This window comes from Georgenia halophila (genome assembly GCF_039541595.1).
Map to the genome: position 1 here is coordinate 49273 of NZ_BAABGN010000028.1, position 13874 is coordinate 63146.

Genomic DNA, 13874 nt, shown 5'->3' on the forward strand with positions numbered 1-13874 from the left:
CGCGTGGCCCGCGTCCGCCGGGGACGCACCCGACACCGTCGCCTGGTCATCACCGTGCTGGCCCTGCTCGTCGCTGCCGCGTACGCGGCCTCGCTCATGGTCGGTCACACCGTCTACGCCCCGGTCGACGTCCTGCGTGTGATCCTCGGCCAGGAGGTTCCCGGCGCCTCCTTCACCGTCGGTGTGCTCCGGCTCCCGCGAGCCTCGCTGGCCGTTCTCGTGGGCCTGTGCTTCGGGCTCGGCGGCGTCACGTTCCAGACCATGCTGCGCAACCCGCTGGCCAGTCCGGACATCATCGGTATCAGCTCCGGTGCCGGCGCCGCCGCGGTGTTCGGCATCATCGTGCTCGGGCTGGACGGCGCGGCGGTCTCCTTGCTGGCGATCGTCTCGGGTCTCGTCATCGCGATGCTCGTCTACTTGCTCGCGTACCGGCACGGCACGGCCGGAACTCGCCTCATCCTCATCGGCATCGGCCTCGCAGCCATGCTGGACAGCGTCACCGCGTACCTGCTCGACCGCGCCCCGGAGTGGGAGCTGCAGGAGGCGATGCGCTGGCTCACCGGAAGTCTGAACGGTGCGGACTGGCAGACGGCGCTGCCGGTCCTCCTCGCGCTGGTCACCGGTGGGCCGGCACTGGTCGCGCAGACCCGCAACCTCGCCGCCGTACACCTGGGCGACGACGCCGCGGCCGCCCTGGGCGTGCGGATCGAGCGCACCCGGGTGATCGCCGTCGTCGCCGCCGTCGGTCTCGTAGCATTCGCGACGGCGGCCACCGGGCCGATCGCTTTCGTCGCCTTCCTCTCCGGCCCGATCGCCGCCCGGATCGTCGGTCCGCGTGGCTCGATGCTGCTGCCCGCGGCGCTGGTCGGTGCGCTGCTGGTGCTCGTCGCGGACCTCGGCGCGCAGTGGGCTCTCGGCACCCGCTTCCCCGTCGGCGTCGTCACGGGGGTCCTCGGCGCCCCGTACCTGCTCTACCTGATCGTCCGTACGAACCGCACCGGAGGTGCCCTGTGACCCGGGACCGTGATCTGCTCGTGGAGAACCTCACCCTCGGGTACCACGAGGGCGTCGTGATCGACTCGCTCGACCTCGTGGTCCCGCCGGGGCGGATCACAGCGATCGTCGGGGCGAACGCGTCCGGCAAGTCGACCCTGCTGCGCTCGATGTCCCGGCTGCTCACCCCCCGCGGCGGCCAGGTCCTGCTCGACGGCAAGGCGGTCCACGGCATGCCTCCCAAGGAGCTGGCACGGATCCTGGGACTGCTGCCGCAGTCCCCGGTGGCGCCGGAGGGCATCACCGTCGCGGACCTGGTCGGGCGCGGTCGCCACCCGCACCAGCGCCTGATGGCCCGGTGGAGCCGTGCCGACGAGGAGGCGGTGGCTGAGGCGCTCGTGGCCACGGACACGGTCGAGCTCGTGGAGCGGCCGGTGGACGAGCTCTCGGGCGGCCAGCGTCAGCGGGTGTGGATCGCCATGGCGCTGGCGCAGCGCACCGACATCCTCCTCCTCGACGAGCCGACGACGTTCCTCGACGTGAGTCACCAGGTCGAGGTGCTCGACCTGCTCACGGACCTCAACCGGGAGCGCGGGACCACCATCGTGATGGTCCTGCACGATCTGAATCTCGCCGCGCGGTACTGCGAGCAGCTCGTGGCTCTCGCCGGCGGGCGGCTGTACACCGCCGGACCTCCGGCGGACGTGCTCACGCCCGAGATGGTGCGGTCGGTGTTCGGTCTCCGCAGTGAGGTGATCGTCGACCCGATCTCCGCCAAGCCGCTCGTGCTTCCCCGCGGCCGCTACCACGACGTCCCGGACATCGACTCCCGGGATCCGGTGGCGGACCTCCCCGGTCGGCGACATGTCCCCTCGAGCGCTTAGAATGATCGCCATGAGTTCGACGACCCCGCCCAGTTCCCCGCAGGAGCCGGCACCGCCGTCGACGGGCGGCAGCACCGGCGTGATCGAGCGCGAGGAGCTGCGCGAGCAGGCCTCGCCGGGCGACGATGAGCGCTACGCCCACTACGTCCGCAAGGACAAGATCACCGCGGCGGCCGTCGCCGGCGAGCCCGTCGTCGCCCTGTGCGGCAAGGTCTGGACGCCCGGCCGCGACCCGAAGAAGTACCCGGTGTGCCCCACCTGCAAGGCGATCTACGAGGGCATCGGTGACCAGGGCGAGTCGTCCGGCTCCGGCAAGGGCCGAGGCTGGCCGTTCGGCCGCAAGGGCGGCTCGGGAAGCGGGGAGTGACCGGCGCCCACGAACGCCGGTCCCCCTCCAACCAGCTTCCCGCCGCCGTCTCCACGGCCGCGGCGGAGCACCTGCCGCCCGCCTACCCGGCGCGCGCGGCGTGGGGAACGGCGTCCCGGCTGCGTGCCTGGCAGGCCGACGCGCTCCGGCTCTACCTCGACAAGGACCCCCGCGACTTCCTGGCGGTAGCCACGCCAGGTGCCGGCAAGACGACCTTCGCGCTGCGGGTCGCCACGGAGCTGCTCGCCGGAGGCGTGGTCCGGCGGGTCGCGGTCGTCTGCCCCACCGAGCACCTGAAGTCCCAGTGGGCCGACGCGGCGTCCCGGGTCGGGCTGCAGATCGACCCGAGCTTCAAGAATGCCCAGGGCCGGCACGGTGCGTCGTTCGACGGCGTCGCCATCACCTACGCGCAGGTGGCCGCCAACGCCGCCCTGCACAGGGCCCGGACGTCGGCGGAGCCGACGCTCGTCATCCTCGACGAGGTGCACCACGGCGGCGACGCCCTCAGCTGGGGCGACGCCGTCCGCGAGGCCTTCGAACCCGCCCGGCGACGTCTTGCGCTGACCGGCACGCCGTTCCGGTCGGACACCGCCGCGATCCCGTTCGTCGACTACGTGGCCGACTCGCACGGCATCCGCCGTTCGCGCGCGGACTACTCCTACAACTACGGCGACGCGCTGCGTGACGGCGTCGTGCGGCCGGTGATCTTCCTCAGCTACTCCGGGCAGATGCGCTGGCGCACCAAGGCCGGTGACGAGGTGGCGGCCGACCTCGCCGAGACGATGACCAAGGACATGGCCGCGCAGGCGTGGCGCACCGCGCTGGATCCGACGGGAGAGTGGATCCCGGCCGTCCTGCAGGCGGCCGATCAGCGGCTCAGCGAGATCCGGCGCAGCGTCCCCGACGCCGGTGGGCTCGTCATCGCGACCGACCAGAACGCCGCCCGCGCCTACGCCGGCATCCTGCAGCGCATCACCGGCGAGTCGGCGGTCACCGTCCTGTCCGACGACGCCGGAGCCTCCTCGCGCATCGAGGAGTTCGCCGCGGGGGAGCAGCGCTGGCTCGTCGCGGTCCGGATGGTCTCCGAGGGCGTCGACGTCCCGCGGCTCTCCGTCGGGGTGTACGCCACCGCGACGTCCACGCCGCTGTTCTTCGCGCAGGCCGTCGGCCGGTTCGTCCGCGCGCGTCGGCGCGGCGAGACCGCCTCGATGTTCCTGCCGTCCGTCGCTCACCTGCTGGGGCTGGCCGGCGAGCTGGAGAACGAGCGGGACCACGCGCTCGACCGGGTGCTCACGGACGAGGAGAAGGGCGCCGAGTACAACCCGGAGGACGCCCTCGTCGCCGCCGCCAACAAGCCCGAGCAGGCCGGCGACGGGCTGCTCCCCGGGTTCGAGGCGCTCGAGGCGCAGGCCTCATTCGACAAGGTGCTCTTCGACGGCGGCGAGTTCGGCACGGGGGCCGCGGTCGGCTCGGTCGAGGAGCAGGAGTACCTCGGCATCCCCGGCCTGCTCGAGCCGGAGCAGGTCACGCACCTGCTCCGCGAGCGTCAGGCCGAGCAGGTGAAGACCCAGAAGCGCCAGGCCCAGGCCGACGAGACACGGCGCGCCAACTCCGGCGTCGACGACCACCGGCGCCGGCAGGCGGCCCGCAAGGAGCTCTCCAGCCTGGTCTCCGCCTGGTCACGCCGCTCGGGTCAGCCGCACGGGGTGGTCCACACGGAGCTACGGCGTCGTTGCGGTGGCCCTGAGGTGGCGCTGGCACGCACCGAGGAGATCGAGGCACGTATCGCGCTCGTGCGCAAGTGGTTCGTCGGGCGGGGCTGAACGTCACCGCGACCGCGTGAGATGCGACCCGAGATGCGGAGACGTCGTGTTCCCAGGAGACTCGGGGTACGGAAACGCGCAGGTCACCGGCCTGCCCCGAGCACAAAGGAGCCCTTCGTGAACCTCTGGCTCATTCTCATCATCGTCGGCGTCATCATGCTCATCCTCGGCATCGCGGTCGAGGCCGCCAAGGTACTGCTGTGGATCGGCATCATCGTCCTCGTGGTCTCGCTGATCATGACCTTCGTCTCGAGGTCCCGGAACAAGGTCTGAGAGAGGTGGTTCAGACCCGCGCCCGGGAGGGCTGAAAGGGACCGAGCATGAACTTCTGGCCGATCCTGATCGGCGTCGCGGTCGTCATGCTGGTGATCGGCAGCGCGATCCAGGCCGCGACGGCACTGGTCTGGACCGGCGTGATCGTGCTCATCGTCTCGGTCATCATGACGGCGCTGGAGAGCACCGACGTGGACCGCTGACCTCCCGGCCGGCGCGGCGGGGGCAGGCTTGCCCGACTCGCGCCGCGCCGGTCGGCGCGCGCGGCGGGACCGGCGTGGTCCATGGATCGGCGGTACTGCAGAAGGAGTGTCCTGGCGTTCTCCAGCCGCGACGCCGGTGCCAGGCCGTCGCGGATCTCAGATGGTCGCCGCGGGGTCCTCGTCGTCGCCGGGGTAGATGTCGACGTGCCGCGTCGGGATCGCCGGGTCGCCCTCGCTGAGCCGCCACGCCGCGTAGGGCAGCTCGTTCCGCGACGCCAGGTGCCGCTCCTTCGCACGCTCCAGCGCGCCGTCGTCCCGATGCTCGTCGACGATCTCGCCGCCGTCCCGGACCAGCTCCACCTGCATCGGCCGGGCCCCGGCGCGTTCGAGCTCCGCCCGGCCCGACCCCAGCGTCGCGCACGAGACCACGAGCTCCTCGGCGGCCCGGCTGCTGCGGTCCCGTACCCGCCCGGCCACCTTGAGGCCGCCGAGCGACGCCTTCGACACCGACGACTTCGCGACCTCCTCCATGGCCCCGTCGGCGCCCTCGCGGGAGACGAGCTTGTAGACCAGCTCCGCCGTCGGGTGCCCCGAGCCCGTCACGAGCTTCGTGCCGACGCCGTAGGAGTCGACCGGGGCGGCGTTCAGCGCCGCGATGGCGTACTCGTCGAGGTCGGAGGTCACGGTGATCTTCGTGGAGGTGGCTCCGAGGGAGTCCAACTGCTCGCGGACCGTGAACGCCTGTGCCACCAGGTCGCCGGAGTCGAGGCGCACGGCACCCAGCTCTCCGCCGGCCTCGCGGGCGGCCGCCACGGCCCGCTCCACCCCGCGCGTGACGTCGTAGGTGTCCACCAGCAGCGTGGTGCCCGGCCCGAGCGCGGCCACCTGGGCCGCGAACGCCGCCTCCTCGTCGTCGTGCACGAGGGTGAAGGAGTGGGCGGCCGTGCCGATGGTGCGGATCCCGTAGGAGCGACCCGCCTCCAGCACCGAGGTGCCGGAGAAGCCCCCGACGACGGCGGCCCGCGCGGCGGCGACGGCCGACGCCTCGTGGGTGCGGCGCGCGCCCATCTCCAGGCACGGGCGGCCGTGCGCGGCCGTGGTCATCCGCGAGGCCGCGGCGGCGACGGCGCTGTCGTGGTTGAGGATCGCGAGGATGACGGTCTCGAGGACGACGGCGTCGGCGAACGTGCCCCGCACCGTCATGATCGGGGAGCCGGGGAAGAAGCACTCGCCTTCCGCGTAGCCCATGATCGAGCCGCGGAAGCGGTAGTCGCGCAGGAGGTCGAGGGTCTCGTCGCCGACGATGCCCGCACCGGCGAGGTAGTCGATCTCGGCGCCGGAGAACCGGAAGTCCTCGACGGCGTCGAGCACCCGGGCCGTGCCGGCCACCACCCCGTAGCGACGACGGGCCGGGAGCCGGCGGGTGAAGACCTCGAAGACGCTCTGCCGCGAGGCGGTGCCCGAGCGCAGCGCGCCCTCGATCATCGTCAGCTCGTACATGTCCGTCAGCAGGGCGGTGCCGGCCGTCGTGCGCATACGTCTCTCCTAGGTCAGGCCGCTGCGGCGAGACAACCGTATCGCCAGGCCGTGCCGGTCCGGCCGGTCGTCCCGGTCCCGGACGGCGGGGCTCGTACGCTGGTCCTCGTGAATCGAGCATCGCCGCTGCCCGTGGAGGAGGAGTCGACGGTCGAGGAGACGACCGCGGCCCCGGACCGTCGCTGGCGCACCCTGGTCTGGGACGACCCGGTCAACCTCATGACCTACGTGACCTATGTGTTCCAGACGTACTTCGGCTACGACGAGCCGACCGCGCACCGACTCATGATGAAGGTGCACACCGAGGGACGCGCCGTCGTCTCCACCGGGCCCCGGGAGAAGATGGAGGTCGACGTCCAGGCCATGCACTCCTACGGGCTCTGGGCGACTCTCGACCAGGAGGGGGAGGGCTAGTGCACGCCTTCGTACCCGTGCGGGGCAGACTGGTGTCCCGGCTCGAGGAGGTCGAGCGCCGGATCATCGCCCGCCTCGTCGCCGACACCGCGGAGCTGCTCGGGACCCAGCTCGAGAGCCGTGCGGGTGCCGGTGTCGACGCCACCGGCGAGGACCACATCCTCGCCTCCCTCGACTTCGAGCCCGCCGAGGAGTCCGCGCCCGACGCACCCGCCGACGCCGCACTCGCCCGCCTGCTGCCGCCGATGAGCCACGACGAGGAGCTCGCCGCCGAGCTGCGTGGCCTGACCGAGAGCTCGCTGCGGGCCGCCAAGGTGGAGCGCCTCGACACCGTCTGGCGCGCCCTGGCGGCGGACAGGGACGCCGTCGTGGTCCACGAGGGCACCGAGGACCAGTGGCTGTCCGCGCTCACCGACGTGCGGCTCGTCCTCGCCTCGCGGCTCCACATCGAGAACGAGGCCGACGCCGAGGCCGTCTACCGCCGGGCGCAACGGCCGCGCTCCGGCCGACCGGAGGAGGCGTCCGGCGGCGAGGGCACCGGAGGCACCGAGGAGCCCGGCAGCGGCGAGCGCGACGAGGTCGAGGAGGCGATGGCGACCATGTACGCCGCACTGACGTGGTGGCAGGAGTCACTTCTGCAGGCGATGACCCGCAGAGGCCGCGGCCGCGGCCGTTAACGCGGTCACCGGGCCGATCCCAGCGCTGGTCACAGGGCCGACGAGGTGGCCGGAGTCACTCCGCCAGGCATGTTCCGCGGCGGAGCCCGCGATTAGGCTCGAACGTCGTGGACGACGCACCGATCGGCATCTTCGACTCCGGCGTTGGCGGCCTGACGGTCGCCCGCGCAGTGCTCGACCAGCTGCCCGGCGAGTCCATCCTCTACCTCGGTGACACCGCCAACACGCCGTACGGTCCGAAGCCGATCGCGCAGGTGCGAGCGCTCGCCCTCGAAGCCATGGACAACCTGGTCCTCTCCGGCGTGAAGATGCTCGTCATCGCGTGCAACTCCGCCTCCTCGGCCGTCCTGCGGGACGCGCGGGAACGGTACGCGATCGACGCCGGAGTCCCGGTCGTCGAGGTCATCCAGCCCGCGGTGCGCCGGGCCGTCGCCGCCACCCGCACCGGCCGCGTCGGCGTCATCGGCACCCGCGCGACCATCGACTCCGACGCGTACCCCGACGCCTTCGCCGCCGCGCCTCACCTGACGCTCACGACGGCGGCCGCACCACGGTTCGTGGAGTTCGTCGAGCGGGGGATCACCTCCGGGCCGGAGGTGCTCGCCGCCGCGCAGGAGTACCTCGCGCCGGTCCGCGAGGCCGACGTCGACACCCTGGTGCTCGGGTGCACCCACTACCCGCTCCTGACCGGCGTCGTCTCCTACGTCATGGGAGAGGGCGTCACGCTCGTCTCCTCCGCCGAGGAGACCGCCAAGGACGTCTATCGGAACCTCGTCGCGCACGACCTGCTGCGCGACCCGGCTGCTCCAGTCGCCCCGAGCCGGTTCCTCGCCACCGGGGACCCGGAGAGCTTCGCGTCGCTGGCTCGGCGCTTCCTCGGCCCGGAGGTCACCCACGTCGGCCAGGTCGACGCTGACGAGCTGGCGGGCATGCGATGAGGCTGACCGTCATCGGCTGCTCGGGGTCGATGTCCGGCCCGAACTCGCCCGGCTCGTGCTACCTCGTGCAGGCCGACGGCCCGGACGGCGCCGGCGGCGTGCGCACCTGGTCCGTGGTCCTCGACATCGGCCCGGGGTCCATGGGCGCCCTGCTCAACCACGTAGACCCGGCCGCCGTGGACCTGCTCACGCTCTCCCACCTGCACGCCGACCACATCGCCGATCTCGTCGGGATGCAGGTCTACCGGCGCTGGCACCCGGACGGTCCGCTCGCGCGGCTGGCCGTGGCGGGCCCGACCGGCACCATGGAGCGGCTGCGAGCCATGGACGGCGGCGACGAGTCCGAGTGCTACGACGGCGAGTTCGCCTTCGCCGACCATGCGCCGGGCACGCCCGTGCAGCTGGGCCCGATGACCCTGGAGTGCTTCCCGGTCAACCATCCGGTGCCGGCCTTCGGGCTGCGGGTGACCGGCCCGAGCTCGCGATCCGGAGGTCCGGATCGCGTGACGATCGCCTACACCGGAGACACCGACACCTGCGACGGGCTGATTCCGCTCGCCCAGGACGCCGATCTGCTGCTCAGCGAGGCGGCGTTCCAGGAGGGCCGCGACACCGTGCGCGGGGTGCACCTGACCGGCAAACGCGCCGGCGAGCTCGCGACGACCGTCGCCGCCCAGCGGCTGGTGCTCACCCACCTCCAGCCCTGGACCGCGCCCGCGGCCGTCCGCGCGGAGGCCCACGGCGTCTACGGCGGGCCCGTCGACATCGCCGAACCGGGCGCCACCTGGACACTGTGAGCCGGGGCGCCACGGCGTCGGTAACCTGGCGGCCATGAGCAAGGAGCCCCTGAGCACACCCGCGCCACCGGCCGGCCGGCACACCCGCGCGGCAGCAACCCACGAGATCCCCGACGAGATGCGCCGGGACGTCCGGCTCCTCGGCGGCCTGCTGGGCCAGACCCTCTCCGAGTACGGGAGTCCGGGCCTGCTCGAGGACGTCGAGTCCCTGCGCGAGCTCGCCATCGCCGCGCTGGAGGACCCCACGGGGGAGACGCTGACCCGCGCCGAGGAGCTTGTCGACTCCTTCTCCGCCGAACGGGCCGAAGAGGTCGCGCGCGCCTTCACCTGCTACTTCCACCTGAGCAACCTCGCCGAGGAGCAGCACCGCGTCCGCACCCTGCGGGCACGCGACGGCGAGGTGCCGCTCGCGCAGCAGCGCCCCTCGGACTCCGTCGCCGCGGCATTCACCCACCTCGCCGCCGAGGTCGGAGACGAGGAGGCGGAGCGCCGCCTCGCTCGGCTGCGCTTCCAGCCGGTGCTGACGGCACACCCCACCGAGGCCCGCCGCAATGCCATCGCCGCCTCCGTGCGTCGCCTCGGCAGCCTCCTCGACCACCGCGACGACCCACGCCTCGGCCCGGGTGCCCTCGAGGAGAACCAGCGCGACATGCTCGAGGAGGTGGACAACATGTGGCGGACCGCCCAGCTGCGGGTGTCCAACCCCTCGCCGCTGGACGAGGTCCGCACCGCGCTCGCCATCTTCGACACGTCCTTCTCCGAGGTCTTCATGGCCTCCTACCGACGCCTCGACGATTGGATCCAGGGCGAGCACCGCGGCGCCCGCCCCCCAAAGGCGCCGCCGTTCATCCGGCTCGGCTCCTGGATCGGCGGGGACCGCGACGGCAACCCCAACGTGACGGCGACGGTCACCCGCCAGGCCGCCGCGCAAGCCGCGGAACGCGTGCTCGTCGCGCTCGAGGAGCGCGCCCGCCGCGTCGGGCTCGCGCTGACCCTCGACGACCGGTACACCCCACCCAGCGAGGCGGTGTCGGCCCTGTGGGTCCAGCAGCGCCAGCTCTCCGAGGAGCTCACCACGCAGGCGGCCGCCCACTCGCCCGGCGAGACCCACCGCCAGGTGATGCTCGTCGTCGCCGCGCGGATCGGCGCCACCCGAGGCCGGGACGCGGACCTGTCCTACGACGGCCCGGAGGCCCTGCTCGCCGAGCTGCGGACCGTGCAGGAGTCGCTGGCCGACGGCGGTGCGAAGCGCGCGGCGTACGGCGACCTCCAGGAGCTGATCTGGCAGGTGCAGACCTTCGGCTTCCACCTCGCCGAGCTCGAGATCCGCCAGCACTCCAAGGTGCACAGCCAGACCCTCGGCTGGCTGGAGGACGACTCCGCCCCCGAGCCCGCGGTGCCGGGGGAGGAGGTCATCGAGACCTTCCGCGCCATCGCCGCCGTGCAGCAGCGCCACGGCGTCGCCGCGTGCCGTCGCTACATCGTCTCCTTCACCCGGTCGGCGCAGAACCTCGAGGACGTCTACACCCTCGCCGAGAAGGCCCTGGGCTCTCCCGACGCCGCGCCGGTGCTGGACGTCATCCCCCTGTTCGAGACCTTCGACGACCTGCGGGCCGCGCCACGCATCCTCGAGGAGATGCTCGAGATCCCGGCGGTCCAGCGGCGCCTCGAGGAGACGGGACGGCGCCTCGAGGTCATGCTCGGCTACTCCGACTCGGCGAAGGACGTCGGCCCGGTGGCCGCCACGCTCGCCCTGTACGACGCGCAGGCGCAGATCGCCGAGTGGGCCCGCAAGCACGACATCGAGCTGACCCAGTTCCACGGCCGCGGCGGCGCGCTGGGACGCGGCGGCGGCCCGGCGAACCGGGCGATCCTCGCGCAGCCGCCGCACTCGGTGGACCTGCGCTTCAAGGTCACCGAGCAGGGAGAGGTCATCTCCGCCCGCTACGGCAATCCCGACATCGCCGTCCGGCACATCGAGCAGGTCGCCGCCGCCACCCTGATGGCGTCCGCGCCCTCGACCGAGCGCCGGAACGCCGAGGCGGCCGAGCGGTACGCCGACCTCGCCGCTCACATGGACGCCGTCTCGCGGGAGCGCTTCTTCGGGCTCATCGGTGCCGAGGGCTTCGCGCCCTGGTTCGCCCAGGTGACGCCGCAGGAGGAGATCGGGCTGCTCGCGATCGGGTCTCGGCCGGCGCGCCGGGGGCTGTCCGTGGAGTCCCTCGAGGACCTGCGGGCGATCCCGTGGAACTTCGCGTGGAGCCAGGCACGGATCAACCTCACGGGCTGGTACGGCCTCGGCACGGCGCTGGACGCCGTCGGGGACCTCGAGCTGCTGCGGTCGGCGTACGGCGACTGGCCGCTCTTCGCCGCGCTGATCGACAACGTCGAGATGTCCCTGGCCAAGACCGACCGGCGCATCGCCGAGCGTTACCTCGCCCTCGGTGATCGGGAGGATCTCGCCCAGCTCGTGAGCGAGGAGCTCGACCTGACCACCCGCTGGGTGCTGGCCATCACCGGCCACACGCGGCTCCTCGAGGGCCACCGGGTGCTCGGGCGCGCCGTCCAGCTGCGCAACCCCTACGTCGACGCACTGTCCCTGCTGCAGCTGCGTGCGCTGCGGGCGTTGCGCACGGAGGACCAGAGCGAGCAGGAGTTCGACGAGCAGCGAAACCTCCTGCTGCTGACGTTGAAGGGCGTCGCGGCCGGTCTGCAGAACACCGGCTGAGCAGTCAGCCGCCGCTCGACCGGTCGAGCAAGGAGCCACCCGGTGCGTCGACGGGCCGCCGCGGGCGCTGAACTTGCCCTGAGAGGGAGGATCTGGTTGCCATCAGCAGCCAGATCCTCCCTCTCGGTATCTCCGGGGCGCTCTGGCCGCGTGCCCGGCGGCGGTCGGGCAGCCTCCGACGACGGTCCGACAACTTGTCCACAGGCGTATCGAGGCCGTCGGCCGGTCTGTTGATGGCCGCCGCGGGATCACGCTGCGGAGCGGCACGCTGCTCCAGTGGGCAGGAGGGGAAGCGAGCTTGCCGAGGAGCGCCTCCGTCGCTCGTCGGTGCATGGCGTCTTCACGCTCGCGATGGCGCACGAGGCGGGCCTGACCAGGGCGGCCGTCCGACACCCAACCGACCACGGCCGCTGGAGACACGTCGTCGGCCATGCGTATGTCGACACCGCTCGGCCGATCGAACGCAAGATGACCGAGGTCCGGCGTCGTGCCGTGGGAGCAGCGCTCTCCTGGCCCGGATCCGTCGTGGGCTTGGGCACCGCCGCGCTGCTCCACGGGCTGCCCGTGCAGGACGACGGCCACACGCACGTGATCGTCACCGACCGGCGGCGATCCATGGCTGGGCTGGTGCCGCACCGGTTGCAGGTCGCCCCGACCGACGTGCGGACGTGGGCCGGCTTCTCGCTGACGTCGCGGCGACGGACGGTGGTGGACTGCCTGATGCTCCTGGCGCGCGCCGAGGCCGAGCGCCTCATGGCCTGGGTGCGCACGCGCGATGTCCTCAGCGGCGCCGAGCTCCGGCGCGTTGCCGAGGTCCGAGCCGGTCACCGAGGCGTTGCCCAGCTACGGTCCCTGATCGCGGCCACCGAGGAGGGGGCGCTCAGCGAGCTGGAACGGCTGCTGCACCGGCTCCTGCATGAGGCCGGCATCATCGGCTGGGCCGCCAACGAACGAATCGTGGTCGGTGGACGGATCGTGGCGCGGGCCGACGTCCTGTTCGCCGCAGAGTCGGTCATCGTGGAAGTCGACGGCCGGGCTTTCCACACGGACTTCGAGGGCGATCGGGCCCGGCTGAACACGCTGACGCTCGCGGGCTTCACGGTGCTGCGCTTCACGTGGACCCAGCTCACTGAGCGGCCGGCGGAGGTTGTCGGCCAGATCCGCGCGGCGCTGCGCGAGCCACGGACTCGTTGACACGTGACTAAACGGTCACCTAATGTTCTTGGTGTGCAGGAGGATCTGGTTTTCAAGGCGCTCGCGGACCCCACGCGACGCCTGCTCCTCGACGCGCTCTTCGAGCGAGACGGCCGCTCGCTCGGAGAGCTGGAGACGATCGTCAACCGGCACACGGAGATGTCGCGGTTCGGGGTGGCCAAGCACCTCAGGCTCCTCGAGAGCGCGGATCTCGTCATCGTCCAGAAGTCCGGACGGGAGCGCCTGCACCACCTCAACGCGGTCCCGATCCGGACGATCCACGACCGGTGGATCGACAAGTACACCGAGCGTCACGTACGCGCGCTGACCGACCTCAAACGACTATCGGAAGAAGACGACCGTGAGTGAGACGACCCAGATCCACGGGATCTACATCGATGCCCCCGCCGAGAAGGTCTGGCAGGCATTGACCAGCTCGGAGTACACGAACCGGTACGGCTACGGCGGCGACATCGACATCGAGCCGCGCGTCGGCGGCAGGTACCGGCACCTGACCACCGACGAGATGAAGCGGATGGGGATGGGCGTCGTCGCCGTCGAGGCGTCGATCGTCGAGTTCGATCCACCCCGAAAGCTGGTCCTCGACTGGGCTGCCGTGTGGCACGAAGAGCCGGCCTCGCGACTCACCTACGAGATCGCTGAGGGTCCGTCCGGCCTGACCCGCGTGACCCTGACCCACGAGCTGGCCGACGCCCCGGCGACGGCCAAGGACGTCGCGGGCAACGGTGACGTCGAGAACGGCGGGGGTGGCTGGCCCTGGGAGCTGTCCAGCCTCAAGACCCTGCTCGAGACCGACCGGGTGATGACGACCGCCGGGAGCTAGGCCGCCGGCCGCCCGTTTGACTCGCCGGGACGGATCGGGCGTCCTGTCCCGTCAGCATCCCCAGGTAGCCTCGAATTCAGTGTCAGGGTGAGTGTTGCCGCCCTTGTTGCGGTGGTTGGATCCTGAGCACCTGGTGTCTGGCTCATAGCCTCGTTGCCGACAGCGGTCTGGCATGCATGGGTTTTGCCGGCACCAGGTGTGAA

The 13874-nt window shown here is 72.0% G+C and carries 15 protein-coding genes; 14 read left to right on the plus strand and 1 reads right to left on the minus strand.

Features of this window, described 5'->3' with window-relative positions; translation table 11 throughout:
- The first annotated feature begins 3 nt into the window (after positions 1–3).
- From ABD907_RS20980 to ABD907_RS21005, 6 genes are all read left to right on the plus strand, one after another.
- Positions 4–1014: a FecCD family ABC transporter permease gene (locus tag ABD907_RS20980; protein ID WP_345219238.1), complete on the plus strand. Its 1011-nt coding sequence runs from the start codon at positions 4–6 to the stop codon at positions 1012–1014.
- Entirely contained in the window at positions 1011–1877 is an 867-nt protein-coding gene (locus ABD907_RS20985) for an ABC transporter ATP-binding protein (protein ID WP_345219224.1), read from the plus strand. Before ABD907_RS20980 ends, ABD907_RS20985 begins: the two co-directional genes overlap by 4 nt.
- A gap of 10 nt (positions 1878–1887) precedes the next feature.
- Complete coding sequence (locus ABD907_RS20990) at positions 1888–2244, plus strand: DUF3039 domain-containing protein (protein WP_345219225.1); 357 nt, start codon at positions 1888–1890, stop codon at positions 2242–2244.
- Positions 2241–4067 carry a DEAD/DEAH box helicase gene (locus ABD907_RS20995; protein ID WP_345219226.1) on the plus strand — a complete coding sequence of 609 codons (1827 nt, stop codon included), beginning with the start codon at positions 2241–2243 and terminating at the stop codon, positions 4065–4067. The genes ABD907_RS20990 and ABD907_RS20995 overlap by 4 nt, the downstream gene beginning before the upstream one ends.
- 117 nt (positions 4068–4184) lie before the next feature.
- Complete coding sequence (locus ABD907_RS21000; protein ID WP_345219227.1) at positions 4185–4340, plus strand: hypothetical protein; 156 nt, start codon at positions 4185–4187, stop codon at positions 4338–4340.
- Positions 4341–4387: 47 nt separating this feature from the next.
- Positions 4388–4543: a hypothetical protein gene (locus tag ABD907_RS21005; RefSeq protein WP_345219228.1), complete on the plus strand. Its 156-nt coding sequence runs from the start codon at positions 4388–4390 to the stop codon at positions 4541–4543.
- A gap of 156 nt (positions 4544–4699) precedes the next feature.
- Here ABD907_RS21005 and ABD907_RS21010 read toward each other — a convergent pair whose 3' ends face one another.
- Positions 4700–6079, minus strand: coding sequence for a nicotinate phosphoribosyltransferase (locus ABD907_RS21010; protein WP_345219229.1), 1380 nt, complete (start codon positions 6077–6079; stop codon positions 4700–4702).
- A gap of 108 nt (positions 6080–6187) precedes the next feature.
- Here ABD907_RS21010 and clpS point away from each other — a divergent pair, with 108 nt between their 5' ends.
- From clpS to ABD907_RS21050, 8 genes are all read left to right on the plus strand, one after another.
- Complete coding sequence (gene clpS, locus ABD907_RS21015) at positions 6188–6493, plus strand: ATP-dependent Clp protease adapter ClpS (RefSeq protein WP_345219230.1); 306 nt, start codon at positions 6188–6190, stop codon at positions 6491–6493.
- Positions 6493–7170, plus strand: coding sequence for a DUF2017 family protein (locus ABD907_RS21020; RefSeq protein ID WP_345219231.1), 678 nt, complete (start codon positions 6493–6495; stop codon positions 7168–7170). Before clpS ends, ABD907_RS21020 begins: the two co-directional genes overlap by 1 nt.
- Positions 7171–7277: 107 nt before the next feature.
- Positions 7278–8108, plus strand: coding sequence for a glutamate racemase (gene murI / locus ABD907_RS21025; protein WP_345219232.1), 831 nt, complete (start codon positions 7278–7280; stop codon positions 8106–8108).
- On the plus strand, positions 8105–8905 hold the full coding sequence (locus tag ABD907_RS21030; RefSeq protein WP_345219233.1) for an MBL fold metallo-hydrolase: 801 nt from the start codon (positions 8105–8107) through the stop codon (positions 8903–8905). The genes murI and ABD907_RS21030 overlap by 4 nt, the downstream gene beginning before the upstream one ends.
- A gap of 34 nt (positions 8906–8939) precedes the next feature.
- Positions 8940–11633: a phosphoenolpyruvate carboxylase gene (locus ABD907_RS21035; RefSeq protein ID WP_425555811.1), complete on the plus strand. Its 2694-nt coding sequence runs from the start codon at positions 8940–8942 to the stop codon at positions 11631–11633.
- Between the two features lie 468 nt (positions 11634–12101).
- Positions 12102–12827, plus strand: a complete 726-nt coding sequence (locus tag ABD907_RS21040; protein WP_345219234.1) for a DUF559 domain-containing protein — start codon at positions 12102–12104, stop codon at positions 12825–12827.
- A 33-nt stretch (positions 12828–12860) separates the two neighbouring features.
- Positions 12861–13196, plus strand: coding sequence for an ArsR/SmtB family transcription factor (locus ABD907_RS21045; protein WP_345219235.1), 336 nt, complete (start codon positions 12861–12863; stop codon positions 13194–13196).
- A complete protein-coding gene (locus ABD907_RS21050; protein WP_345219236.1) occupies positions 13189–13671 on the plus strand; it encodes an SRPBCC domain-containing protein in 483 nt (160 codons plus the stop codon). Before ABD907_RS21045 ends, ABD907_RS21050 begins: the two co-directional genes overlap by 8 nt.
- Positions 13672–13874 lie beyond the last annotated feature (203 nt).